20 protein-coding genes and 5 pseudogenes are annotated in these 23,592 nt (G+C 69.3%); 15 read left to right on the top strand and 10 right to left on the bottom strand.

What is annotated here, in order from left to right:
* On the bottom strand, nt 1–1,237 hold a 1,237-nt coding region (locus tag ACZ3TS_RS39360; protein ID WP_467627145.1), incomplete at its 3' end, for a peroxidase family protein.
* Between the two features lie 33 nt (nt 1,238–1,270).
* Nucleotides 1,271–1,708 (bottom strand): Fur family transcriptional regulator, encoded by a 438-nt coding sequence (locus ACZ3TS_RS39365; protein WP_467627147.1) that lies wholly within the window; start codon nt 1,706–1,708, stop codon nt 1,271–1,273.
* Nucleotides 1,709–2,018: 310 nt separating this feature from the next.
* On the opposite strand from ACZ3TS_RS39365, the gene ACZ3TS_RS39370 reads away from it, so the two are divergent.
* The 7 genes from ACZ3TS_RS39370 (at nt 2,019) to ACZ3TS_RS39400 (ending at nt 9,954) form a co-directional block, all read left to right on the top strand.
* Complete coding sequence (locus tag ACZ3TS_RS39370; RefSeq protein ID WP_467627149.1) at nt 2,019–2,579, top strand: RNA polymerase sigma factor; 561 nt, start codon at nt 2,019–2,021, stop codon at nt 2,577–2,579.
* Nucleotides 2,572–3,486 carry a hypothetical protein gene (locus tag ACZ3TS_RS39375; protein ID WP_467627152.1) on the top strand — a complete coding sequence of 305 codons (915 nt, stop codon included), beginning with the start codon at nt 2,572–2,574 and terminating at the stop codon, nt 3,484–3,486. Before ACZ3TS_RS39370 ends, ACZ3TS_RS39375 begins: the two co-directional genes overlap by 8 nt.
* A 154-nt stretch (nt 3,487–3,640) precedes the next feature.
* Complete coding sequence (locus ACZ3TS_RS39380; protein ID WP_467627154.1) at nt 3,641–4,303, top strand: hypothetical protein; 663 nt, start codon at nt 3,641–3,643, stop codon at nt 4,301–4,303.
* Nucleotides 4,304–4,325: 22 nt separating this feature from the next.
* On the top strand, nt 4,326–4,589 hold the full coding sequence (locus tag ACZ3TS_RS39385; RefSeq protein ID WP_467627156.1) for a hypothetical protein: 264 nt from the start codon (nt 4,326–4,328) through the stop codon (nt 4,587–4,589).
* A gap of 643 nt (nt 4,590–5,232) precedes the next feature.
* Nucleotides 5,233–8,688 (top strand): phosphodiester glycosidase family protein, encoded by a 3,456-nt coding sequence (locus ACZ3TS_RS39390; protein WP_467627159.1) that lies wholly within the window; start codon nt 5,233–5,235, stop codon nt 8,686–8,688.
* Nucleotides 8,689–8,959: 271 nt separating this feature from the next.
* Complete coding sequence (locus ACZ3TS_RS39395; RefSeq protein WP_467627161.1) at nt 8,960–9,184, top strand: hypothetical protein; 225 nt, start codon at nt 8,960–8,962, stop codon at nt 9,182–9,184.
* A gap of 74 nt (nt 9,185–9,258) precedes the next feature.
* Entirely contained in the window at nt 9,259–9,954 is a 696-nt protein-coding gene (locus ACZ3TS_RS39400; RefSeq protein ID WP_467627163.1) for a hypothetical protein, read from the top strand.
* 127 nt (nt 9,955–10,081) lie between these two features.
* Here the strand turns inward: ACZ3TS_RS39400 and ACZ3TS_RS39405 are convergent, their stop codons facing one another.
* Nucleotides 10,082–11,344, bottom strand: a complete 1,263-nt coding sequence (locus ACZ3TS_RS39405; RefSeq protein ID WP_467627165.1) for a DUF418 domain-containing protein — start codon at nt 11,342–11,344, stop codon at nt 10,082–10,084.
* A gap of 194 nt (nt 11,345–11,538) precedes the next feature.
* Between ACZ3TS_RS39405 and ACZ3TS_RS39410 the strand changes: the two genes are divergently transcribed.
* Together ACZ3TS_RS39410 and ACZ3TS_RS39415 are read left to right on the top strand one after the other, a co-directional pair.
* Nucleotides 11,539–12,207, top strand: coding sequence for a response regulator (locus tag ACZ3TS_RS39410; RefSeq protein ID WP_467627168.1), 669 nt, complete (start codon nt 11,539–11,541; stop codon nt 12,205–12,207).
* Nucleotides 12,204–13,316 carry a sensor histidine kinase gene (locus ACZ3TS_RS39415; RefSeq protein ID WP_467627170.1) on the top strand — a complete coding sequence of 371 codons (1,113 nt, stop codon included), beginning with the start codon at nt 12,204–12,206 and terminating at the stop codon, nt 13,314–13,316. The genes ACZ3TS_RS39410 and ACZ3TS_RS39415 overlap by 4 nt, the downstream gene beginning before the upstream one ends.
* Nucleotides 13,317–13,349: 33 nt before the next feature.
* On the opposite strand, the gene ACZ3TS_RS39420 is transcribed toward ACZ3TS_RS39415, so the two are convergent.
* The 3 genes from ACZ3TS_RS39420 to ACZ3TS_RS39430 form a co-directional block, all read right to left on the bottom strand.
* A complete protein-coding gene (locus ACZ3TS_RS39420) occupies nt 13,350–13,808 on the bottom strand; it encodes an ATP-binding protein (RefSeq protein ID WP_467627172.1) in 459 nt (152 codons plus the stop codon).
* 517 nt (nt 13,809–14,325) lie between these two features.
* Complete coding sequence (locus ACZ3TS_RS39425) at nt 14,326–14,859, bottom strand: GNAT family N-acetyltransferase (RefSeq protein WP_467627175.1); 534 nt, start codon at nt 14,857–14,859, stop codon at nt 14,326–14,328.
* Nucleotides 14,856–15,458 carry a MarR family winged helix-turn-helix transcriptional regulator gene (locus ACZ3TS_RS39430; RefSeq protein ID WP_467627177.1) on the bottom strand — a complete coding sequence of 201 codons (603 nt, stop codon included), beginning with the start codon at nt 15,456–15,458 and terminating at the stop codon, nt 14,856–14,858. Before ACZ3TS_RS39430 ends, ACZ3TS_RS39425 begins: the two co-directional genes overlap by 4 nt.
* Before the next feature lie 200 nt (nt 15,459–15,658).
* Between ACZ3TS_RS39430 and ACZ3TS_RS39435 the strand changes: the two genes are divergently transcribed.
* The 3 genes from ACZ3TS_RS39435 to ACZ3TS_RS39445 all read left to right on the top strand — a co-directional run bounded on the left by ACZ3TS_RS39435 (nt 15,659) and on the right by ACZ3TS_RS39445 (nt 18,459).
* Complete coding sequence (locus ACZ3TS_RS39435; protein ID WP_467627179.1) at nt 15,659–15,964, top strand: NAD-dependent epimerase/dehydratase family protein; 306 nt, start codon at nt 15,659–15,661, stop codon at nt 15,962–15,964.
* Nucleotides 15,965–16,014: 50 nt separating this feature from the next.
* The gene (locus tag ACZ3TS_RS39440) at nt 16,015–17,007 is read left to right on the top strand and encodes a quinone oxidoreductase family protein (protein ID WP_467627182.1); all 993 of its coding nucleotides are present in this window, start codon (nt 16,015–16,017) and stop codon (nt 17,005–17,007) included.
* Nucleotides 17,008–17,361: 354 nt separating this feature from the next.
* On the top strand, nt 17,362–18,459 hold the full coding sequence (locus tag ACZ3TS_RS39445) for a zinc-dependent alcohol dehydrogenase (RefSeq protein ID WP_467627184.1): 1,098 nt from the start codon (nt 17,362–17,364) through the stop codon (nt 18,457–18,459).
* A gap of 320 nt (nt 18,460–18,779) precedes the next feature.
* Here the strand turns inward: ACZ3TS_RS39445 and ACZ3TS_RS39450 are convergent.
* A pseudogene (locus ACZ3TS_RS39450) lies at nt 18,780–19,055 on the bottom strand (integrase core domain-containing protein); the annotation flags it as partial.
* Nucleotides 19,056–19,088: 33 nt separating this feature from the next.
* On the opposite strand from ACZ3TS_RS39450, the pseudogene ACZ3TS_RS39455 reads away from it, so the two are divergent.
* Both ACZ3TS_RS39455 and ACZ3TS_RS39460 read left to right on the top strand, forming a co-directional pair.
* Nucleotides 19,089–19,706: pseudogene (locus ACZ3TS_RS39455) on the top strand (family 78 glycoside hydrolase catalytic domain); the annotation flags it as partial.
* A gap of 142 nt (nt 19,707–19,848) precedes the next feature.
* A pseudogene (locus tag ACZ3TS_RS39460) lies at nt 19,849–20,252 on the top strand (MmyB family transcriptional regulator).
* 8 nt (nt 20,253–20,260) lie between these two features.
* On the opposite strand, the pseudogene ACZ3TS_RS39465 reads toward ACZ3TS_RS39460, so the two are convergent.
* Nucleotides 20,261–20,845 (bottom strand): annotated as a pseudogene (locus tag ACZ3TS_RS39465) (MmyB family transcriptional regulator); the annotation flags it as partial.
* Nucleotides 20,846–20,968: 123 nt separating this feature from the next.
* On the opposite strand from ACZ3TS_RS39465, the gene ACZ3TS_RS39470 reads away from it, so the two are divergent.
* Nucleotides 20,969–22,222 carry an IS256 family transposase gene (locus tag ACZ3TS_RS39470; RefSeq protein WP_467627187.1) on the top strand — a complete coding sequence of 418 codons (1,254 nt, stop codon included), beginning with the start codon at nt 20,969–20,971 and terminating at the stop codon, nt 22,220–22,222.
* Between the two features lie 57 nt (nt 22,223–22,279).
* Here the strand turns inward: ACZ3TS_RS39470 and ACZ3TS_RS39475 are convergent, their stop codons facing one another.
* Together ACZ3TS_RS39475 and ACZ3TS_RS39480 are read right to left on the bottom strand one after the other, a co-directional pair.
* Complete coding sequence (locus ACZ3TS_RS39475; protein ID WP_467627189.1) at nt 22,280–22,825, bottom strand: GNAT family N-acetyltransferase; 546 nt, start codon at nt 22,823–22,825, stop codon at nt 22,280–22,282.
* 101 nt (nt 22,826–22,926) lie between these two features.
* A pseudogene (locus ACZ3TS_RS39480) lies at nt 22,927–23,268 on the bottom strand (helix-turn-helix domain-containing protein); the annotation flags it as partial.
* Nucleotides 23,269–23,592 lie beyond the last annotated feature (324 nt).

The raw sequence follows: 23,592 nt of genomic DNA on the forward strand, positions 1-23,592 counted from the left end.
GGGCGAAGGCGTCCGCGAACTCGGCGGGGTTCTCGTGGAAGCGGCGGGAGATCGGCTCGTAGATCGGGTCGAAGCGCAGCGCCAGGTCCGTCGTGAGCATGTTCGGGGCGATCTTCTTCGAGGCGTCGTGGGCGTGCGGGACGGTGCCCTCTCCCGCGCCGTCCTTCGGCTTCCACTGCTTGGCGCCGGCGGGGCTCTCGGTCAGCTCCCACTCGTAGCCGAAGAGGTTGTCGAAGAAGCCGTTGCTCCACTGCGTGGGGGTCGTGGTCCAGGTGACCTCCAGACCGGAGGTGATGGCGTCCGCACCCTTTCCGGTGCCGTACGAGTTCCTCCAGCCGAGGCCCTGCTCCTCGATGGGGGCGGCCTCGGGGTCGGGGCCGACGTTGTCCGCCGGGCCCGCGCCGTGGGTCTTGCCGAAGGTGTGACCGCCCGCGATCAGGGCGACGGTCTCCTCGTCGTTCATCGCCATCCGGCGGAACGTCTCCCGGATGTCACGGGCCGCGGCCAGCGGGTCCGGGTTGCCGTTCGGGCCCTCGGGGTTGACGTAGATGAGGCCCATCTGGACGGCGCCGAGCGGGTTCTCCAGCTCGCGGTCGCCGGTGTAGCGCTGGTCGTCGAGCCAGGTGGTCTCGGGGCCCCAGTAGACATCCTCCTCGGCCTCCCAGACGTCCTCACGGCCGCCGGCGAAGCCGAAGGTCTCGAAGCCCATCGACTCCAGGGCGACGTTACCGGTGAGGATCATCAGGTCGGCCCACGAGATGCTCTGGCCGTACTTCTTCTTGACCGGCCACAGCAGACGGCGGGCCTTGTCGAGGTTGCCGTTGTCCGGCCAGCTGTTGAGAGGGGCGAAGCGCTGCTGGCCGGCCCCCGCGCCGCCGCGGCCGTCGCTGATCCGGTAGGTGCCCGCGCTGTGCCACGCCATCCGGATCATGAACGGGCCGTAGTGGCCGAAGTCGGCCGGCCACCAGTCCTGCGACTCCGTAAGCACCGCCGCGATGTCCTGCTTGACGGCCGCGAGGTCGAGGTTCTTGAACGCCTCGGCGTAGTCGAACTCCTCGCCGAGCGGGTTGGCCACGGCGGGGTTCTTGGCGAGGATCTTCAGGTTGAGCCGCTCCGGCCACCACTGGCGGTTCCCACCGCCCTGGGTCGGGTGCGCGGCGCGCCCGTGCGCGACCGGGCAGCCACCTGTGCCCTCCGTCTTGGCGTCAGTGACGATTGCATCAGGGTTCTCAGCCATGGAAATCCTTCCGGACTAGGTGGATCACAGTGCTCAGGAACTACGGCCGGTGGAACAGTCGGGGCACAGGCCCCAGTAGATGACCTCGGCCTCGTCGATCGCGAAGCCGTGGTCGTCGGACGCGGTCAGGCAGGGAGCCTCGCCGACCTCGCAGTCGACATCCGCGACGACACCGCACGACCGGCACACGACGTGATGGTGGTTGTCGCCGACGCGCCCCTCGAATCGGGCGGGGCTGCCGGCCGGTTCGATGCGCCGTATGAGCCCCGCCGCGGTCAGCGCGTGGAGGGCCTCGTACACGGCTTGAAGGGAGACATGGCCTACGCGCTCGCGCACCCCGGAGGCGATCGCCTCGACGCCGAGGTGGTCACCGTCCCGGACGGTCTCGAGCAGCGCGACGCGGGCGGCCGTCACCCGCAGGCCGGCACCGCGCAGCTCCTCAGCGGTGGTCGGAGGCTGGGATGCGGTCATGGCGCCGAACCTACTCCCATAAACACGAACGCTTCAAGAAAACAAATATCTCAAGTTTGGTGACCAATGCCCCGCGCCGAGGGAACCTGCGCTCGGACACCACGCAAAGACGACGGTCCGGACAGCGGACCGTCCGCCCGGTGCCGCGTCCCGGTGCCTCACCACTGCACTGCCTCGACTAAGGCAGGTCCGCGCGCAGTTCACCGAGCTGCCCCATTACCGGGCGAACAAGTGGGAACCGATCTGCCGTTCGCGGTGTAACACGTATGTGAGAACGCGGGAGGGGGACCGTATCGTCGATGAGGCCGCGGTGATCGCTCGTGTACGCGCCGGAGAGCCGGAGGCGTACGCGGAGCTGGTGCGCGCCCACACGCGCATCGCGTTACGGGCGGCCGCCGCGCTCGGGGCGGGGGCGGATGCAGAGGACGTGGTGCAGCAGGCGTTCGTGAAGGCGTACTGCGCACTGGGGCGATTCGACAACGGCGCACGGTTCAAACCGTGGCTGCTCGCCATCGTCGCCAATGAAACGAGAAACATGGTGCGGACGGCGGCCCGCCAACGCACGCTCGCCGACAGAGAGGCCGCCCTCGTGAAGGCGCAGCCGCTGATCCCGGACCCGAAGGACCCGGCGGTGGCGACGCTGGAGCGGGAGCGCCGGGCGGCCCTGCTCACTGCTCTGGAGAAGCTGAGCGAGGAGCATCGCCTGGTCGTGACTTACCGCTATCTCCTGGAGATGAACGAGGCCGAGACAGCCCAGGCCCTGGGCTGGCGCCGCGGCACGGTGAAATCCCGGCTCAACCGCGCCCTGCGGAAGCTGGGGCATCTCCTGCCGGACTTTCAGCCTCGGGAAGGGGGTGATGAGCGTGAGTGAGTCCTACGACCGTCAGGACGCCCGGACCGATGAGGCCGCCGGCGGCCTGGGCCGGCGCGCGGAGGCGGCGGCCCGGCTGTCCGGGGAGTTGCGGGAACTCGGGCGGTCGCTGGACCAACCGGCGGCCGGTGCGTCCGAGTCGATGGCCGAGCGGGTCCTGATGCAGATCCGCGTCGAGCGGCTGCCGACTCCTGTCTCCGAGCCGACCCGCGCCCCTGAGCGGTTGCGAGCAGCGCGGCGCTGGACGAGGACGCGGTGGCGTGCGCTGACCGCGGCGCTGTGCGGTCTGCTGACGGTGCTCGCGCTCACGCCCCCGGTACGGGCGGCGGTCATCGACTGGTTCGACTTCGGAGGGGTCGAGGTCAGGGTCGACCCGTCGGCAGCCCCCTCACCCGGCGCCCAAGTCCCCGACTGCGGCAGGTCGGTGACGCTCGCTCAGGCACAGCATCGGGCCGGCTTCGCACCGGTGGTGCCTGACGCGCTGGGCACCCCGGACACGGTGGCGGTGACCGGTGAGCCGCACGGCCGGTTCCTGGTGAGCCTGTGCTGGCGCGAGTACGGGAACACAGTCCGGCTGGACGAGTATCCGGCTCGACTGGACGTCGGCTTCGTCAAGAGGGTTCGCGAGCCGCCCGAGTGGATACAGCTGGACCGCGATTCTCCCGGCGCCGACCCGTCCGACTTCGCCCTGTGGTTCCGGGAGCCTCATCCGCTGACCTTCTGGCTGGTGGACGCGGACCGCGAGCGCTACACGCGCAAAGAGCGGACGGCGGGTCCGACGCTGCTGTGGACCCATGAGACACGGAGAGGTGCGGTGACGCTGCGGTTGGAGGGGGTGACGTCGAAGAGCCGGGCCATGGAGATCGCACGGTCCATCGCCCGGGAGCCTGGTACGTCCTCGAAATAGGGTGCGAGGCGGGAACCCCGGAGCCTCGGGCGGTGTACCAGAAGTGACACGCGGCTCGGGGACGGGCCGCACGACGATCGGGCGACCGGGGGTTCGGATGCTCAGATGGAGAGGCGGGGCCCGGAAGGCTGCCGCACTGACGGGGTCGTTGGCCATGACGCTCGCGCTGCTGGTGTGGGGCGCATCCACGGCGACGGCCGGCGGGCCGACGAGCGTGCTCGTGACCTCGCCCACGAGCGCGGAAGCCACCGCGTTCTACTTCTCTGACAAGGAATACGGACAACTGCAGCAACTGCTCGGTCCGTCGGACACCGGCAGCCGCGACAAGCCTCCCGAGGCCGACCTGGTCCACACCCGGCAGATCAACGTCACCTGGCTGGCACACGACATTTCGCCCTGGCGGCTCGACCGTGTCTTTCCGGGTAGCGGCACCGGCCCGATCTGGATCCACACGGCGGCGCACGTCCCCGAATCACCCAACGGCTACTGGCACCGCGCCGACAACGCCGGCCGACTGCGCACCTTGCTCACGAGGCTGGGAGTGATGGGCAGCAGGCCGAACACGGGATATTCCGGAATTCTTCCGGCGCCCTGGCAGTCGGACGTCGCCGCTGCTCCGGATGCGGACGCGAGTACCGCACCCCTGCCCGTGGCCGCGCCCGGGGCGGGCGGCGGCACCGACTGGTGGTGGACGATACCGGGCGCGGCGGCCGGGGCCGTACTGGCACTGGTGCTGCGTCCACTCGTCGCGGGGCTGCCCGACCGGGTGCGCCGCAAACAAGAGCCGGAACGCAGGCAGGAGTTGCAGGACGTTTGAGGCAGTCCGAGTCAGTCCACTGGTGGTGCAGGCAACGGCAGATGTCGGCATCGCCCCGACCGGCCGCACGCCTCAGCAGCTCACCCACCGGACCGTGCGGAACAGTGACGTGGTCATCACCACAAGCGGAGCCGACGCCTGCGCGACGCTGCCCGAGCAGCAGCACGAGGACCGGCCCGTGGACGATGTCCCCGGGCAGGGCCCGGAGGGCGTACGCGCCATCGAGACGATATCCGCACGCGGATCGAACGTCTGGCGCCGACCTGGTCACTCCTCCGGAAGTTGACGGCACGTCGGCCGGCAGCCCGGTCGGCCGTTGCCACCAAGCGCGCGACTCGAGCCCCGTGGGTTGATGGCCGTGTTATCCACCTCCGTGCCGCCTTACCCGGCAGTGACGAATCCGATATCGGCCTTCGACGCTATGCGGCCTGGGAAGCGGTGACGTCGCCGACGAACGCGCCGTACATCTCTGCGCTCGGCGTGCGATGTGTGGCGGTGCCGGCCCCGCGGGGCCGGCACCGTCGCTGCCGGGACGGGGCGGGCATGACGGCCCCGAAGACCGGGACCGCGTCGCGTGCGGGGACCGCGGACGGCAAGTGGGACCCAGTCTCGCCCAGTCCCGCTCGTGCTTCCACGGTCCACCGGCGCGGCAGGATCCGGCTCGCTCCGGCAACCCGCGGGGGAAGTACCGCCGTTCGACCGGCGCAGTCGGCTCCGCACACCAACCCCCGTGTCTGCCCGCTCTTGCCCAAGACCTTCACGCGCCCATTGTTCGTCCACTGGTCCCCCCTTGCGTTCCGGTCCATTCACCCGTGGCCCCGGAGCGTCATCCGCGGGGCTTCCCGGAGAAACCTCTCCGACGTTCCGGCCGTGTCCAGTAATCGTCTGGGCCGACGGTCAGTTGGCCCGGAAGACCTAAGGAACGACACATGACAATGCGCGGTAAGAGATCCGCGGCAGCCAGAGTGCGCGGTATCACGGTGACCACCGCCCTCGCGCTGGCCATGGCCGGCACGGTCGTCGGTGTGGCCGGCGCGTCCGGGGTTTCCGGGGCGCAGGCGGCCGGAACCACCACGAGCCGACCAGACAGCGACTGGCTGCCGAAGACGCCGCAGAACTGGCCCGTGGTCGTGGACTACGACCGGACACCGGCCGAGACGCTGACCCGGGGCCTGCAGCACTACAGCGAGACCTACGACACCGTCGGCGGCCGTCAGCACACCCAGGTGCTCGAGGCCGACCTCGGCGACCCGAACGTGAAGGTCGGCGTCGTCGAGGCCGGTGACACCCTCACCAACCCGGCCGACGAGACCGTCTCCTCGATGGCGGCCCGCACGGGCGCGGTGGCCGGCGTCAACGGCGACTACTTCGAGATCCACGCCAGCGGCCGTCCCCTCGGCGGCGTCCTTCGCGACGGACACCTCATCAAGAGCCCCAAGCCCGGATTCGCCTCCCAACTGGGCATCAAGCCCGACGGCCGAATGGTCATGGGCCCCGAGACGTTCTCCGGGACGATCACCGACGGCTCCGCCACCCGTGACCTCACCTCGGTCAACACCGTCAACGACCTCACGGCCGGCGGCATCACCGAGGTCACCCCCGACCTCGGTGACACCACCGGCCTGACCCCCGCCACGCTGGTCCTCGGCCACGCCGTCAAGGGCGGTCTGAAGGTCGACAGCGTGCAGACCGGCGTCACCGCCGTGCCGCGTCTGGCCCACGACCAGATCGGCCTGCTCGGCGCGGGCGAGGGTGGTCAGTGGCTGTCGGACACTCTCCGCCGGGATGACAACGTTGCCATCGACGCCCGGCTCTCTCCCGACAACGATCTGACGCAGCTGGTCAGCGGCGTCACCACGCTGGTGCAGGACGGACAGGTCTACCACGACCCCACCGGCACCCCGCCCAGCGGCGCCAACCCGGAGACGGCCGTCGGCATCACTCGCGACGGACGCCACGCCGTCGTCGTCACCATCGACGGCCACGGCGGCACGAACACGGCCTTCGGCGTGACCCCCGAGCAGGTCGCGGGCTACATGGTGGCCCACGGCGCCTACACGGCGATGCTGTTCGACGGCGGCGGCTCCACCACCATGGCTGCCCGCGCCCCGGGCGCCGCGCGAGCGGAGGTCGTCAACACTCCCTCCGACCTGCCCGGCAACACCGAACGTCCGGTCGCCAACGGCATCTTCTTCTACTCCACCGCACAGCAGGCGGGTGCGGGCGCCAAGGTCATGGTGAACGACGGCAAGGCGGTCACCACGGTCACCGGCGGCGGTTCCGTGCCCGTGCCCGTGTACGCGGTGGACCGGCTCGGCAACCCGGCCGCCGGCAAGGTCCAGGTCCGCGTCGAACCCTCTTCCCTGGCCACCTACCAGGACGGCAGGCTCACACCGCGGCGCAGCGGCGAGGGGCGCATCATCGCCACCGACGGCCACGCCGCCACCTCCGAAAAGCTGCAGGTGGTGAGCAAGCTCGCCACGCTGACCGTCTCCCCCGACGCGCCCGACCTGGGCAACGGTGCCACCCAGCAGCTCGCCCTGGCGGGCACAGCCAACGGCGACGCGGTGCAGATCCCGGCGGAGGCGGCCCGCTGGACGGTGTCGCCGGCCTCGCTGGGCACGGTCGACGCCAACGGTCTGTTCACCGCGGACGCCACCGAGGGCGGTCTGGCCACCGTGACCGCGCAGGTCGGCGGCGCGACCGCGACCGCGTCGGTGGCCGTGGGCAGCGTCAGCAAGACCATCGACCCGATGACGAGCACCGCCGTCTGGCGGATCAGCAACAACACCACAGGCAAGCCCGCCGCCTTGACCGCGGACCCCGGTGTCGTACCGCCCGGCTCCAATGAGTCCGGCTCACTGCGCCTGGACTACACCATGCCGGCCGCGTCCGGAGTCAAACAGCTGGTGCTGACCCCCAGGACCACCCTGAAGACCACCACCGACGACGACAACCAGGTGCCTACCGGCATCGGTGTGTGGATCAAGGGTGACGGAGGCGGCCTGGAACTCGCCGAGTCCTACATCGGCGTGGACGGCACCAAGACCACGCTCTACCCCACGTACGTCACCTGGAACGGATGGCGGCTCGCGATCGCGCAGCTTCCGGCCGGTCTGCAGTTCCCGCTGACCATCTCGTTCATCGACTTCCTGGCGATCAACCCCAGCACCACGGTCACCGGCTCGATCAACGTGGCCGGGCTCCAGGCGCTGTACTCGCCGCGGCCGGTGACCGTGCCCGAGTACCAGGCCATTGCGCACAACCCCTCCTGGCTGCGCTTCGAAGAGGACTCCGCAGACTTCGCCAAGAAGGGCACCACCCTGCTCACGGGCGACGATGCACACCTGCTCGCCGGCGACCCCGGATCGGTCAGCAGCCACGTGATGGACTCCATCGCCCAGCGGTTGCCCACCCTCGCTCCGCAGGCCCGGCCGGACGCCGCCCAGTTCCTCGGTGACATGGCTGACGACGGCAAGCTGCCGGATCTGCAGTTCGCCAAGTCGAAGATGGACGCCCTCGGCGTCCCCGCTCGGGACATCGTCGGCAACCATGAGATCACCCAGGGTGCAGACGCCGAGAACGGGAACTTCAGCGACACCCTCGGCGACACCCACTACGCGTACACTCTGGGCGGTGCACGACTGATCGTCACCGACAACGCGCACGGCAGCCTCCAGTCCTCCGATCCCTTCCAGGACCCGCAGGGCGCCCAATACCCCTGGCTCGTCGAGCAGTTGACGCAGGCGAACGCGAAGGACGTGCTGGTCGTCACCCACATGCCGGCCTACGATCCGCATCCGGCGGCGAACAGCCAGTTCACGGACCGTTGGGAGGCGCGGATGTACCTGCGCCTGGTACAGCGCTACCAGCAGTCGCACCCGCACCAGCGCGTGATCATGATGTACGGGCACGCGCGCGGGTTCTCCGAGCAGATCCTCAACCCCGAGGGCCAGAGCGTGACCACCGCCGAAGGCGGCATCCCGCAGCTGACCTTCGCCGACCTCGGCATGCCCGCGTACGCCCCGGCCGACCAGGGCGGCGTCTACCACTTCGGGCTCATCCGCATCGGCTCGGACGGCGACCTGCAGTTCAGCGTCGAGCCCGCGCTCGCGTCGATCGACGTCAGGGACCCCGGACAGACGCTTCAGCGCGGTGACAAGGTCACCCTGACGGCGACAGGCAAGCAGGTCGGCGGTGACAACATCGCCGACCTGACCATCCCGGTCGCGGACCCGGTGTCGCACGTCTGGTCGTCGAGCGACACCAAGGTGGCCACGGTGGACCGTGCCACGGGCCGCCTGACCGCCCGGGGCCCCGGCACCACCACGGTCACGGTGACCAGTGGCGGTGTCACCGGCAGCATCGAACTGACGGTGCACTGATCACACGCCTCGGGCACCCTCGAGGGCACCTCCTCCCGCTTGTCGCGTGGCGAGGTGCCCTCGGGGGTTCAGCGCCTCAGTCGCTCGGCCACCCGCTGCTGGACCAGTGGGCTGGAAGGGGGCCGGCGCACCTCCGTGAGAGCCGCCGGGCGCCTGTCTGGCCGGCACCGACGGTCTTGGCGGACCTCGCACAGGACGCTGTCCTCTCGGCATCCTCGGCCGCCGAGGCACCCGCCGCGTTGCCGCACCCCTTGGCCTCCACCCGGCCGCCGTGACCGGAGCCGTCCTGGCGGGCTCGACGCTCACCACAGCCGAAGCCGCCCACGCACTCCTCCTGCTGGAGACCGTCGGCGCCGGCCGACGTCACTTCCTTCACCGGCACAAGCAGGCCGGTACGGCAGCGCGGAACGTCACGGACGCGGGCAGAGGGATCGGTGAGCGACGGCCCACCTCAAGGCATGTTCACTTCGCCGGCCTCGGCCGCCGTACGGCGTGAATCGAGGGTGTGCCAGTGGGTACGGGGTGTGCAGGCGGCCGTCGGAACGACGTCGCCCGAACGGAGGGTGCGTTATGTCGCCCGAGGTGCGGACCCATAGATGGTCACTGGCCTCCCTCTCCCTCGCGGACCAGCTGATCGAGGCGGTGTCGCACATCCAGGTCCGCGATCTGAGCACGTTGCGTCGGCACTTCCCCGCACTGGGCCCGGAGGAGATTGCCGACCGGCTGGTCGTCGGCGCGGTGCGGGGCACCGAGGCCGTGGGGGCGAGCGTGGGCACTGCCGCGGCGCTGCCCACTCCTCCGGCGATGCCCGCCGAACTCGCCGCGAGCATCCTTGGAACGGCGTCGGTCGAATTCAAGCTCATCGCCGAACTGCACGAGGTGTACGGCCTGCGCGCCCCCGGAACCACTCGGCAGCGCGCCGCACTGTATCTCGCGGAGTGGACCGAGGGGCGCGGCCTGAACGTCGCGAAACCCGCCTCCGCAGTCAGTCTCATGCTCAGCGTGCGGGTGAGGAGGGAACTGCGCCGCCGGCTCATCGGGCTCACCGTCCGCAGGATCCCGATGCTGACGCCCTTCATGGTCGGCGCGGCCATCGGCGCCTCACTGAACCGGCACGACACCGCCAGGCTCGCCCGGCGCATCCGTGCCGACCTCAGCGCGCGTCAGGTGCCGTGGGAGGCGCTGCCGGGACAGGGGCCGGGACCCGGGGTTGCCGACTCCGGAGCCACGGCCCCGCCGGAGGGCCGATGCGGCCGCCCGCGGTGACGGGCGCCGCACGGCAACAGGGGCGCTACGCTCCGCCCTTCCGAGACTTCTTGGACAGCGGCGCCGACTTCTTGGACGGCGGCGCCCGGGAGCCCATGTCCGGAGCCGAGGTGGCACCGCCGCGGTCCTAGGTGATGAGCCGCGCGGGACGGGTCGCCATGTGAAGCAGGTGCTCCAGGGGGCCACGCCGGAACAGACGAGTCCACGCGGTCGCCAGGAGCGCGGCGGCTGCGATGAAGCCGAGCAGAACCGGCAGCGCGGACATGGTGTCGTCCTCGATCACGGCCAGGCGCCAGACATCGCTGAAGAACCAGAGGGCGACGATGTGAAGGACGTAGACGGTCAGCGCCGTCATGCCGACCGCTGCGACGGGTGTGGCCAGGCGCGTGAGGCGCGGCAGCCGGTCGGCGACGGTCAGACACGTGGTCACCACCAGGATGGCGACGCCGGTGTTGCCGAGTATGGAGAAGGTCGTCTGGCTGTGCGGTGCGGCCACCAGCAGCCAGGCGAGCGGGGTGTGGCCCTCGGGTTCGCCGACGGTGTCGGACCACCACGCGGACGACGCCGAACCGCCGTCCGTCGCGGCCGCGACGGCAGAAAGAGCGTGTGGCACCAGGCGCAGGGCCAGCCACGAGCCGCCGTAGCCGAGCACGGCGAGCGCCCCGCCGGTCAGGGCCAGCCGGGATCGGATGCCGGGCCGATTGAGGTCGAGTCGGGCCACCGCCATGCCCGCGATCAGGAAGGGCATCCAGGTGACAACCGGATAAGACCCGGTGAACAGCAGCTCGACGAACCCGTCCGTGCCACTGATCCGGGCCAGCGGGTCCCGGGCGACGACGGCGTCGGCCCAGTTCCCTTCCTCGATCGACGCCCGTATCACGTACAGAACCTGCGGCAGGATCAGCGCAGCAGCAGCAGCGATGAGCGCCAGCGTTCCTGCTCGCAATCGGTACAGCGGGAGGACGGCCAGGAAGAGCAGCCCGTAGAAGCTGAGGATCACGTCGACCGACGTGTCCAGGGCCGTCAGCGCGTAGCCGAGCGCCAGCAGGACGACGGCGCGGATCATGATCCTGACCACCGCCTGGCGGCCGGCGCGCCCGGTCCGGGGATGCGGACGGCCGGTGATGATGATCAGCGAGAAGCCGGCGAGCAGCGCGAAGAGGGCGGAGGAGCGGCCCCGCGCCATCTCCAGCAGGAACCCCACCGGTCCGCCCACCGTCACGTCGGGGCCGACATGGGCGGAGTACATGCCGAAGACCGCGAGCCCACGTGCCAGGTCTATACCGATCAGCCGCCCCGTCGACGGCGTGCTGGGAGAGGCGGAGGCGCGAACCGTCTCGCGCTCGTGTGTCGACTGTGCGGGCACGGCCGACAATACGTTCTGCGTCATGCCTTCAGGTTTCACCGACCACCCACCACAGCCACCCCTGCGGCTTTCCGAGGGCACCCCGCCGACCGGCCGAAACCACCCCGGCCAACCGGCTGGGACCGCGCCGCCAACCGGCGGGAAACGCATCCGGTCCGCCGACGGACGGCTCCCGGAGTGATACGCATCGAAGCGGACACGCAACGAGCGGAGCGCACGTGATCCGGGTACTGGTGGTGGACGACGAAGCACTGATCCGCATGGGCTTCACGCACATCCTCAACACGGCGGACGACATCGAGGTCGTTGCGGCGGTCCCCGGCGGCCAGGCCGTCCGGACGGTGCGGGAGCTCCACCCTGATGTCGTCCTGCTGGACATCCGGATGCCGGACGTGGACGGGCTCACCGTTCTGGCCGAGGTGTGCCGCATGACGGACCCACCCGTGGTGGCCATGCTCACCACGTTCGACACCGACGAATACGTGGCGACCGCCCTGCGATCGGGCGCCGCCGGATTCCTGCTCAAGGACACCGACCCCGAGCAGCTGCCCTACCTGGTGCGAACGCTGGCCGAGGGCGGGACGGTGCTGTCGTCCAAGGTCACCCGGACGGTGGTGGAGGGCTACCTCGAACAGGGCGTGCGCGAGCCGTCCGCCGTCCGCCTCGTCGCCCGGCTGACCGAGCGCGAGCGAGCCGTCCTCGTGCTCGTGGCCGAAGGACTCGCCAACACCGAAATCGGCGAACGGCTGCACCTGAGCACCGGTACCGTCAAAGGCCATGTCAGCGCCGTATTGAGCAAACTGGAGGTCAGCAGCCGCGTCCAGGCGGTCCTTGTCGCCGAACGCGCGGGCCTGCTCACGCCGCCGCAGGACGGGGACGCCCGTTGAACCCCCGACACCCGCCGGCTCCGCTGGTGGACGCCGCCCTCGTGGGGGCCGCGCTGGGGGACGCGTGGGTCAACGTCGACGTCGGGGACCAGGCTGCCATGGCCTGCGCGCTGCTCGCCGCCTGTGCCCTCGCGCTGCGCCGCCGCCTTCCCTTGACGACCTTCGTGCTCACGCTCCCCACCGCGCTGGTCACGGACGCGGTGTTCGCCACCATGGCCGCGCTGTACACACTCTCCTCGCTCAGCCGAAACCGCGTTCTGCTGGCCGGCTGCGCCCTGGCCTTCGCGGCCGGCGACTTCCTGCCCTGGCCGTGGTCGTCCCTGAAGGCCTCCGAACTCACCCGGACCCCCAACCTGGTCCACCTCATCTACACCCTGGCCACCGCGGCCGCCCCCGTCTTCCTGGGCCAGCTCGTGCAGGCGCGACGCGAACTGTCCCTGCGGCTCGCCGAGATCTCCGAGGCCCGCGAGCACGAACGACTGCTGACCGACCAGAGCGTCCTGGCGGAGGAACGCGCACAGCTCGCCCGGGAGATGCACGACGTGGTCTCCCACCAGGTCAGCCTCATCGCCGTACAGGCCGGCGTACTCCAAGTGGGCAGCCGGGACGCCGAGACCAGACAGGCCGCGGCCACGATCCGGCGGCTCAGCGTGCAGACCCTGGACGAACTGCGCCACATGGTCAGCGTGCTGCGCGCCTCCGGCAGCCGCCCCACGGAACTCACCCCCCAGCCCTCCCTCGCCGACCTGCAGCAACTGGTCGGCGGCAGCGGCATCGAAGCAGTGCTGGAGACAGACCTGCCTGAAGACCTTCCGCCCACCGTCCAACGCGCCGTCTACCGCACCGTCCAGGAAGCTCTGACGAACGTCCGCAAACACGCCCCCGGCGCCACGGCGACCGTCCGCATCCAGCACAGAGACGGCGTCCTCCACGTCATCGTCACGAACACCGCCCCCACCCGACCCGCGCTCCCCCTGCCCAGCGCCCACCACGGCCTCGCCGGCCTGCGCCAACGCGCCGAGCTCCTCGGGGGCACCGTCGCCGCCGGGTCCACAGCCGACGGCGGGTACAGGCTCCACCTGGAACTGCCGGTCGACCAGAATCGATGACCACGCCTGTCGGCAGAACCTGGTCAGGGACCGTCACGCCTGGGCCGAACCGGAGTCGAGCCACTGGGCGTCGTCGATCACGGGGATCAGTGGTTGGCGGGCGGCCGTCTGTGACAGCAGGCCCAGCACAGCCAGTCCCAGCACGAAGCGGTCGGGCGCCGCCCCCGTCCGCAGTCCGAATGCCGCGGCCAGGGCATCCTGCTGCGGTACAGGCAACTCCTTCAACGACGTGGCGAGCATCGGGGCGCACACTTGGTGCAACACCCCGAAGGGCAGCTCCGCCTCCGCTTCTACCCCTGCAGCCCGCACCACCTGGAATCCGCCCGCAGCCGAGACCATGTGATCGAGCAGTGCGGACTTGCCGATACCCGGCTCACCTCGAACCACGAGCGCGCCACCCCGGCCGCACCGAACTGCGTCCTGCCAGCGGTCGAACAACGCACGTTCGGCGCGCCGGCCCAGAAAAATTGCGGGACGCCCCGGCAGCAGCATGATGTCAATCTACCCATGGCGACCCAGCCCTCACATCCGCTGCAATCTCGTCCTATATCCGTCCAAAGCACCTGCCGTGGCGGCCCCTCCGCCGCTCGGCACCACGGCGGCCCCCCGGCCGACGAAACAAGGTGCTGCAACTGCTGTCCCTCGCGGCAGGACGTCGACAGCCAGCCTGCACAAGATCTGGACCAGCCCCGGGACAAGGCACTGCAAGAACACCCCTCGCCACGCCTTCTGCGCAGGTCGATGGGCGTGGTGAGGAACTCGGCTCCCTTGGCGCGGGCTGCCACGTAGCAGCCGTGGATGTCCGCGACCCGTGCGTTCAGGAAGCCGGAGACGGTGTGGCTGATGGCGATATCTGAATCTGGCTCTGGCCGCAGTTCCGTGAAAGCGCAGGTCAGCGCCGGGAATATAACATCTTCGACTGGGCGTCCCACCTCGTGGCGATCAATGCGATCGCGGACGTATGGACAGCCGTCGGCGATCTCACGGTGATCCCGATGGCTCGGCCGGTTCAAGCCTGGAACTCGGTGAGATCGATGGCGTGCACACGCAGCGGGTAGCCGTATACCGGGTGTGCCGTCTCGCGTTCCGGCACCATGCCGAGCTTGCGGATGACGTTCTCGGAGGCCTCGTTACCCACCCGGTTGATGCTGATGACGCGGTCGAGGCCACGGTCCTGGAGCGCGAACTCCAGGGTGGCCTGGGCGGCTTCGGACGCATATCCCTGACCCCAGAACTGTGAGCCGAGCCGCCAGCTGATCGCCACGGCAGGCAGCACCTCCGGCAGAAACTCGGGCACGGACAGACCCGTGAAGCCGGCCAGTTCACCCGAGGCCAGCAACTCGACGGCAAAGAGGCCGAAGCCCTCCTCGTCCCACTCTTCCTCCCACCTCTCGATGGACTCCAGCGTGTGGTCCAGGTCGCGCACCGAGCCGTCGTCGATCCAGTGCATGACCCGCGGGTCCGCGTTGATGTCCGCCATCGGCGCGAGGTCGTCGTCATGCCAGCGGCGGAGAAGGAGGCGGGGGGTACGGATCTCGGTCATGTGCCCATCCTGCCGAAGGCAAGGGCGTTGTGCGTCCGTAACGGGGGTCGCCGAGCTGGGTGGTCACCGCACACATCCCCGCGTTGCGGGCCCTGCCCGGCCGATCGCCTATTTCGCCCGCCTGGGCGCGGAGCGGAGCAAGCGGTCAGCACGCCAAACGTGACGTCGGTCAGAGGCCCGAGGCCGACGTGCCAGCACTGCGTCCTTGTACCCCGCCCGGCTCCGCAAACCGCGTCCCCACCGTGTGGTGCCGGGGCGGTCAACCCGCCCCGCCACCACACCATCCGGCCGGCTCGTTCCAGGCGCCGGACCGTCCGGGTCATCGAGGCCGAGTCGGTATCGAAAGTGGCCGCGAGGTCGGACTGCCGCCGCGGACCCGTATCCCACAAGTGCATCATCAGCAGTTCGTGACCGGGGTGCAGTCCCAGGCCATGGAACAACTGGCGGGCTCGCATCACGTGCAGCCGCGTCACTCGGATGAGGGCGTTACTGATGGGGCCGCTGGCCGCAGCGGTGGGCGACGCTACGCGCCCTCTGGCCTCCCACGCCGACGTCATGCTCGCATGATAGCTGTTCCAGACAGGGACAAGGCACCCCATGGCGCCACGCCGCGACAACCTCGAGGCCTCGCGCCCCTGCCCCTTTCATCGCCGGCTCCCGGAGGCGTCCCACGAGATTCGCCGGGATCGCTGTCTGCGACAGGCAGGAGAAAAATTTCCGCTCCGATGGGAATGGATGGCGACCTCATGGGATTACCTGTCTCGAACAGCTAAACCGCTGAAGCAGGGAAGCGATCGAGATGAGTGTTCTGCTGACACGAGCAGCCGGTTTCGTGGGCGGCCCCGTACCGCGGGTGCTGCTGGAGCACGGGCACATGGTTGTAGCCGTCGTACGCAACGCCGAGTCGGCTGCGAAAGGCGACGGAGCTGGGACCGAGCCGATCATCGGCGACATCCGGAACCCTTCGCGCGCTCGACGGTTTCGCCGCGTTGCAGCACCGGCCCAGACCGTGAAGGTCCTCGCCGGCTCGTGCATCGACCCGATCGCCGACCCGACCCGGCCCGACAAGGAGCCGGTCGCCAACACCTGTGTCCAGGCCCTCTAGCCGGATGCCGGTCACCATCCCAACCGGAGTACATGATGAAAGCCATTCAGATGACCGAACAAGGCGGCCCGGAGGTCCTGCACCTCGTGGACCTGCCCGATCCGCAACCGGGTCCGGGACAGGTCCTGATCCGCGTCGAGGCCGCCTCGGTGAACTTCTCCGATGTCATGCGCCGGCGCGGCGACGACTACCCCGTTCCCACACCGTCGCCGTTCGTCCCCGGCGCGGAGGTGGCCGGCACCGTCGTGGCCCTGGGAGAGAATGTCGACGGTCCCGCCGTGGGCACGCCCGTGTTCGCGATGGTCGGCGCGGACGCGTCCGGAGGGTATGCGGAACTCGCCGCCGCCTTCGCTCCCAATGTGATCCCCATCCCCCCGGGGCTTGAGCCCGACGCGGCAGCGGGCATCGTGGTGGCGGGGCTCGCCGCGACCGTGATGCTCACCGAGACCGTCGGCATCAAGGAGGGCCAGAGCGTGTTCATTCCGGCCGCGGCCGGCGGTGTGGGCGGATACGCGGTGCAGATCGCCAAACTCCTGGGCGCCGGCAACGTCATCGCGGGAGCGAGCACGGAGGCGAAGCGGCAGATCGCCCTCGACTTCGGCGCCGACCACGCCATCGACTACAGCGATCCCAACTGGGTGAAGACGGTCAGGGACCTCACCGGCGGCACGGGCGTCGACGCGGCGCTCGAGATGTCCGGCGGTGACCGGCTGAGCGAGTCCCTCGGGCTCCTCGCGCCCTTCGGCAGCCTGGTCGTATTCGGGTCGGTCAGCGGCACCCCCGGCCGGCTGGACGAGACCGCCATCCTGCCGTGGCTCTACGACCCGGCCCCCAACCAGTCGGTGGTGGGCTTCAACCTCGGCCCGTGGTTCGAGCTGCGGCTGCCGGCCGCGATCGCGGCCCTGCAGCAGCTCATCGGGTGGGTCGGCTCGGGACAGGTCCGCGTACCGGCCACACACGCCTTCCCCCTGGCCGAGGCCGCCGAGGCGCACCGTCTCCTGGAAAGCGGGGCCACCACAGGCAAGCTGGTCCTCAAACCCTGAGCCAGTACGCATCACGATCCGCTGCCGCCCATCTGCTGGCGGACACCACGCCAGTGATCGCTGCAGACGGACCGGCACGGTGCGCTGCCAGCCACGCGACCTCACACGACGCCGGCCAGCCGTGCCCTCCTTCGGGCAGCCGAAGGAGGGCACTCAAAAACCGACCATGAGGAAAGCTCCTGGGCACCGCCCCGGTATCCGACCGTGTCCAGGCACAGCACCACGCTGACGGTCGGCGATACAGCAGGCGCGTCGCACCCCTGGCGCACAGCAGCCACGGCACATCACGCACCACCGGTCCGGCGGCCCTTCCGGCGCCGCCGGACCGAAAGCACCGAAGAAGGAGACAGAATCATGCGAGGACTGCAAGGCAAGGTGGCCATCGTCGCGGGCGCCGCGGCAGGGAACATCGGCGGCGCTACAGCGATCCGTCTGGCGGAAGAAGGCATGAAGGTCGTGGCGGCGGACTTCAACGAGGTCAACGCCAAGGCGGTCGCCGACACGATCACCGCCGCCGGGGGAACCGCGGTGGCCAAGGCGTTCGACATCACGGACGAGTCGTCGTACAAGGAGCTGATCGGCTTCACCGTGGAGCGCTTCGGCGGCCTGCACGGTCTGTACAACGTGGCCGCCGACCTCTCCGCGCGAACCCTCGGCAGGGACGGCGACATCACCTCGGTGCCGCTCGACATCAATCCGAACGGCAACGTGTGCGGTGTCTGCGCGGACTGCGTCGCCGGCCGGCCCAACTTCTGCCACCAGGCGACCATGGAGACCGCGCTCGGGCTGCAGAAGGACGGAGCCCTCGCACGGAGGATGGCCGCCTTCCCCGGAACGTCGCGGGCCGTGCCCGAGGCGATGGGTCGGGTCGAGGTGGCCTGGGTCGAACCCACGGCCACGGCGCTACGGGCCGTGGAACTGGCCGGTGATCTCACCGGCCGCACCGTGGCGGTGTACGGTGGCGGACCGATCGGACAGCTTGCCTGCCGCATCGCCGCCCACCGGAAGGCCGCCCGCATCGTCCTGGTCGAGCCGGCACCGGAGCGCCGCCGCTTCGGCCCGGCTTCGCATGCCGATATCACCCTGACTCCTGACCAAGTCCTTGCCGAACTCGGCGAGATGGCGGTGGACGTGGTGATCGAGTGCTCGGGAAGCGCGGCGGCACGACAGCAGGCCATCCGGCTGCTGGTCCATGATGGCGTACTGGTCGACGTGGGGGCGGGGCCCGGCGGCGGCTTCGATCCCGACACGGTTCTCCTCAAGGAGATCACCATCCGCGGATCCTTCGTCTATGGATCCGAGTTCGACGATGCGATCGACCTGCTGACCCGCGGTGACATTCGGGTGGACGACCTCACGACGGCCATCATGCCGCTCGAGGAGGCGCTGGAGGCATTCGAGACGCTTCGCTCCGCGGAGGTCATGAAGGTGCTCATCGCTCCCAACGGGTGACTACCGTCATCGAGTTCGGCCACATCCCTGCCGCCCCGTCGAATGCCGCGGGGCGGCCCGCGCTCCTGGGCGACTGCGCGGTCGTCAACTTGATCAACGGTGTTGGGTCGGCTCGGAGCTGGCACGGAGCCTCTGGCTCTGATCGCGAGCGGTGCATCAACAGGCACCTCTCTGTGTCGAGCGGCTCGGGCCGCCTCCGTGCTTCGGCAGTCGCGTGTGAGCTGGCGGTAGATGACAGCAGTGACCCGCGGCGAGTGTGTCGATGAGACGGGAGGCGGTCGGGTCTGAGGTGACCCCCGGAGTGTGGACACAGGGGTCCATGCTGCGAGTTGGAGTTTAGCTGTCCTGCGGTGCTGCTGTTCGAACTCCATCGGGGAGAGGTAGCCGAGCGCGCTGTGACGACGGCGGACGTTGTAGTAGGTGAGCCACTGGAAGAAGCCTCGCCTGTCGCATCGTCAAGAACACCTCCCGTGCATCGTTTCTCGCTTCAGGCCCTGCCAGAAACTCTCGGCCAGGGCGTTGTCATAACTCGAGCCGACCCTGCCCATGCTCCTGCGGATGTCGTACCGGTCGCAGACCTGGGCGAACGCACACGCCCGCTACGCAACGCTGCCGCAACCGACCGCTACATCCTCAGCGGAAACGGCGAAGAGGTCTGGGAACCCAGATGGACCTTCCACGGCTTCCGATACGTCCAAGTCGACAACTGGCCCGGTCCGTTCACCCCGGACGACGTGACGGCCGCCGTAATGCACACCGCCATGACCAGGACGGGCGACTTCACCACCTCCCACGCCCTTCTGCAGCGCTTCCACGAAAACGTCGTATGGGGAATGCGCGGTAACTTCCTCTCCATCCCCACCGACTGCCCGCAACGAGACGAACGCCTCGGATGGACAGGAGACATCCAAGTCTTCGCCCCGACCGCAGCCTTCCTTTACGACTGCGACGCCTTCCTCCGCTCCTGGCTGGAGGACGTCATGCTCGAGCAGAAAGCCGCAGATGGCGTCGTGCCCATGGTCGTGCCTGCCGTCATCCCTCAAGTCCCCGGCCTCTTCAAACCGATCGCCGCCTGGGGAGATGCCATCACGGTCGTACCGGCCGTCCTGTGGGAGCGCTTCGCCGACCACGACATGCTCAAACGGTCATTCGACACGATGGCCGCATGGGGCGACGTCATCCAGGCCCGCGCAGGCGCTTCGCTCCTGTGGGAAGAAGGCCTGCAGTTCGGCGACTGGCTCGACCCGGACGCGCCACCGGAGCGAACACCTGCGCGACCTGGCCGCCCTCGCTGCCCGCACCGCGCCGGCACCTCCGCCGCCGCCCAGCCGGACCGTCCGGCCGGGCGTGAAGCTGCTGCTGGAGAGTCTGCGACCGAACCCCGCCCAAGTGGTCAGCCGCAGCATGGACCTACTCGCGGCCGATCCCGGCGGACAGAGACTCCTCTCAGGGATCGAGAAGTGGCCGGCCAGACAGCGCAACATCGCGCGCTGCCTCTTCCTCCACTCCGCCGCCCGCGACCTCTTCCGTGACTGGGCCTGTGGGAGCGCTACGACATCAAGGGCCACGCCCACGGCCGGAAGACGTTCCACCACCCCGAGCTCGGCGGCGTCACTCTCGGTTACCAGAGCATGGAGCTGGAGGGCACCCCCGGCCACCGTCTCATCTCGTACTACGCCCAGCCGGGCACCGCCGAGTACGACGTCCTCGTTCTGCTCGACATGCTCGGCTCCCAACCGATGCCGCCCGTGCCGTCCTCGGATCAGGACGAGGCCACGTCGTCCTCGCCCTGACCTTCGGGTCAGGACTGGGGATGCTGTTCCTGCTCGGCCTTCGTGTCCGATCGCCCGGCGGATTGCGGCGCTGTCAGGTCGAGCAGGAGCATCGCGTCGTGATCGGGGGTGCCGGGTTCGGCGGTGTAAACGCCGAGACGTTGGCCCGGGGTGTCTTCGAGGTGCATGCTCTGGCCGCTGAGGGTGAGTGTGCCGACCTGGGGGTGATGGAAGGTCTTCTGCGTCTTCTTGCGCCCGGTGACGTCGTAGCGCTCCCACAGTTTGGCGAAGTCGGGGCTCTTGAGCAGAAGCTCACCCACGAGGCTGGTGAGGTCGGGTGCGTCCGGATCGGTGCCCGCCTGGGCGCGTAGCCGAGCCACGCAGCCGCGGACCTGGTACTCCCAGTCGGGGAACAGGGTGGGCGCGGTGGGGTGGAGGAAGAGGTAGCGGGCGATGTTGCGCTGCGTGGCGGGCCAGTCGGCGAGGCCCGCGTACAGGGCGAGGCCGCCGGGGTTCCAGGCGAGCAGGTCCATGCTGCGGCTGATGATGTAGGCGGGGCTCGGCCGTAGCGTCTCCAGGACCAGCTTCAGGTGAGGGCGCACGGTCCGGACTGGGGAGCAATGCTCATGACCTGTGGATCGGCCTCGGGTAGGGCTCAAAGGGCGTACCTTCCCGAGTGATCGACTTCTGGTCATCGAGTAGGCCGACGTTGCACCGTCGGTCGGGAAGGCACGCCCGTGCTGAGCGTAGTAAATGCCGAGGGAACGACCGAGACCGGCTCCCTGATCGACGACATCGTCCGCGAGGGCGCGAGGCGGATGCTCGCCGCCGCCCTGGAAGCCGAAGTTAACGCGTATATAGCTGAGTTGGTAGACCAGCGCGACGAGCACGGGCGCCGCCTGGTGGTCCGCAACGGCTATCACCAGCCGAGGAAGGTCACGACCGCGGCCGGGGCGGTCGAGGTGAAGGCACCACGGGTGAACGACAAGCGCGTCGACGAGGCCTCGGGCGAGCGCAAGCGGTTCTCCTCCGCGATCCTGCCGCCTTGGTGCCGCAAGTCCCCGAAGATCAGCGAGGTGCTGCCCCTGCTCTATCTCCACGGCCTGTCGTCTGGCGACTTCGTGCCCGCACTCGAGCAGTTCCTGGGGTCGACGGCCGGGCTATCGCCGGCGACGGTCACCCGCCTCACTCAGCAGTGGCAGGCCGACCACCAGGCGTTCGGCGAGCGCGATCTGTCCGCCAGCGACTACGTCTACGTCTGGGCCGACGGCATCCACCTGCGCATACGCCTGAGGGAGGCGAAGTCGTGCGTGCTGGTGCTGATGGGCGTCCGCGCGGACGGCACGAAAGAGCTGATCGCCATGAACGATGGCTACCGCGAGTCCGCCGACTCCTGGGCCGACCTGCTGCGCGACTGCCAGCGGCGCGGGATGCGAGCTCCCGTGCTCGCGGTCGGCGACGGCGCACTCGGCTTCTGGAAGGCCCTGGCCGAAGTCTTCCCCGAGACCCGGCATCAGAGGTGCTGGGTTCACAAGATCGCCAACGTTGCGAACGCCCTGCCGAAGTCCGCGCAGCCCGGCGCGAAGAAGGCCCTGCAGGAGATCTACAACGCCGAGGACCGCGACCACGCGCTCAAGGCCGTCGCCGCGTTCGCCAAGAGCTACGGCGCGAAGTTCCCCAAGGCTGTCAAGAAGATCACCGACGACGTCGACGAACTGCTGGCGTTCTACGACTTTCCCGCCGAGCACTGGATCCACTTGCGCACAACGAACCCGATTGAGTCGACCTTCGCCACCGTTCGCTTGCGGACCAAGGTCACCCGAGGGGCCGGCAGCGCGGCCGCCGCCTTGGCCATGGTCTTCAAGCTCGTCGAGTCCGCCCAGGCCCGCTGGCGGGCCGTGAACTCACCTCACCTCGTCGCCGTCGTCCGCGCCGGAGCCCGCTTCGAACGCGGACAGCTCATCGAGCGCACGCAGCCCCTCTCGGCATGACAACCTTGCTGTCCCTGTCGTCGTGCCCTACCTGGGCCGAGATCAGGTTGCTGGGTGTCACAAAGGCGACAACATCATGAGGACCTCATCGCGATCGTCGTCGGAGGCCAGCCGCAGAGCGCCGGGCCACCTGCCGATCTCCTTCCAGCCGAGTCGGCCATAGAACTCTTCGAGACCGACACCACCGCGGGCGGCAAGGTGCAGCTGCTCCAGGCCCATCTCGTCGCGGGCGACCTCACGGACCCGGCTCATCAATGCCGCGCCGATCCCCTGGCCCCGGACGCCGAGACGGGTTTGCACGTGGTGAATCGTGCCCCAGTGCGCGACGACCGGATGGGGATCGCAGCGGATGTTCAGCCAGCCCGCGACGGTGCCGTCGGCCAGGGCGATCAGAAGGCGGCTGGTCGTTGGGGCAAGCTTCTCGATGATGCGGTCAAGGACAGCGGTGACCTCTGCGGCATCCACCGGCGGAAAGGGGAACCCGGCCGCCCCACCCGCATTGCTCACCTCGGTCCAGCAGTCCACGAGGGTCTGCTTCAGCTCCTCAGTGATCTCGTGCGGGTCAACGATCTGCGTGAAGCTAAGGACGTTGCTGCTGGTCATGGGGACGAGTGTCACAAACGAGCCGCGCTCGTCGACACTCGGGGGCACCCACCCGAACTTCGCTGGCGCAGACAATGATCCACAGGATTTGACAATTACTCCCGACTGGGCGGAGGGGAGGGCTCGGGGGCGTAGCGGGCGGCCAGGGCGGCGAGCTCACGCAGGTGCTGGTGTTCGGCGTCGTCAAGGTGCAGGGCACGGGCGAGGGCATCAAGGACGGAGGGGCTGGGACGGGTCTCCTTGCCTCGCTCCAGGCGGACGTAGTAGTCGATACTGATGCCTGCCAGCGTGGCCAGTTCCTCACGGCGCAGACCGGGGGTACGGCGCAGGCCGGTTCCTACGGTGAGGCCGACTTCGTCGGGGCTGGTCTGGGTGCGGCGCGCGCGCAGGAACCTGCCCAGCTCCATGTCGCCGCTCCTGCCGGTGCTGTGCTCGGACGCCATATCGCCAGTGTCACACTGCCTGACCTGCGTGGCAGGCATGTGGGGGGTCCTGTCATACCCCCGAACAGCGCTCCCCGGCACAGCCCGGCCTGCCACCAGGCCCAAAAGGGCGCCAGGCTCGATTCCTGTCAGCATCCCGTCGTCCCAGCGCAGGAGATCGTCCCGTGTCCGTGTCCGCCTCGCCCACACCGCTAGGCGCAAGAACGGCTGGGTGCGCCACGAGGCGCCATGTGACCGAGTGGAGGTGCGAGACCGTGCGCCACGAGGCGCTGCTGATCCGTGTGCGGGTGTGAGACCCGCACCGTTGTCCTATCGCAGTGGGAT

The sequence above is a fragment of the Streptomyces sp. NPDC022910 genome (assembly GCF_055561075.1).

Coding starts and splice junctions, on each gene's coding strand:
- ACZ3TS_RS39420 (WP_467627172.1), bottom strand. CDS start 13,808: ATGCTGCTGCCGGGGCGTCCCGCAATTTTTCTGGGCCGGCGCGCCGAA.
- ACZ3TS_RS39365 (WP_467627147.1), bottom strand. CDS start 1,708: ATGACCGCATCCCAGCCTCCGACCACCGCTGAGGAGCTGCGCGGTGCC.
- ACZ3TS_RS39425 (WP_467627175.1), bottom strand. CDS start 14,859: ATGACCGAGATCCGTACCCCCCGCCTCCTTCTCCGCCGCTGGCATGAC.
- ACZ3TS_RS39400 (WP_467627163.1), top strand. CDS start 9,259: ATGTCGCCCGAGGTGCGGACCCATAGATGGTCACTGGCCTCCCTCTCC.
- ACZ3TS_RS39430 (WP_467627177.1), bottom strand. CDS start 15,458: ATGGGGTGCCTTGTCCCTGTCTGGAACAGCTATCATGCGAGCATGACG.
- ACZ3TS_RS39435 (WP_467627179.1), top strand. CDS start 15,659: ATGAGTGTTCTGCTGACACGAGCAGCCGGTTTCGTGGGCGGCCCCGTA.
- ACZ3TS_RS39445 (WP_467627184.1), top strand. CDS start 17,362: ATGCGAGGACTGCAAGGCAAGGTGGCCATCGTCGCGGGCGCCGCGGCA.
- ACZ3TS_RS39380 (WP_467627154.1), top strand. CDS start 3,641: ATGACGCTCGCGCTGCTGGTGTGGGGCGCATCCACGGCGACGGCCGGC.
- ACZ3TS_RS39390 (WP_467627159.1), top strand. CDS start 5,233: ATGACAATGCGCGGTAAGAGATCCGCGGCAGCCAGAGTGCGCGGTATC.
- ACZ3TS_RS39475 (WP_467627189.1), bottom strand. CDS start 22,825: ATGACCAGCAGCAACGTCCTTAGCTTCACGCAGATCGTTGACCCGCAC.
- ACZ3TS_RS39405 (WP_467627165.1), bottom strand. CDS start 11,344: ATGACGCAGAACGTATTGTCGGCCGTGCCCGCACAGTCGACACACGAG.
- ACZ3TS_RS39440 (WP_467627182.1), top strand. CDS start 16,015: ATGACCGAACAAGGCGGCCCGGAGGTCCTGCACCTCGTGGACCTGCCC.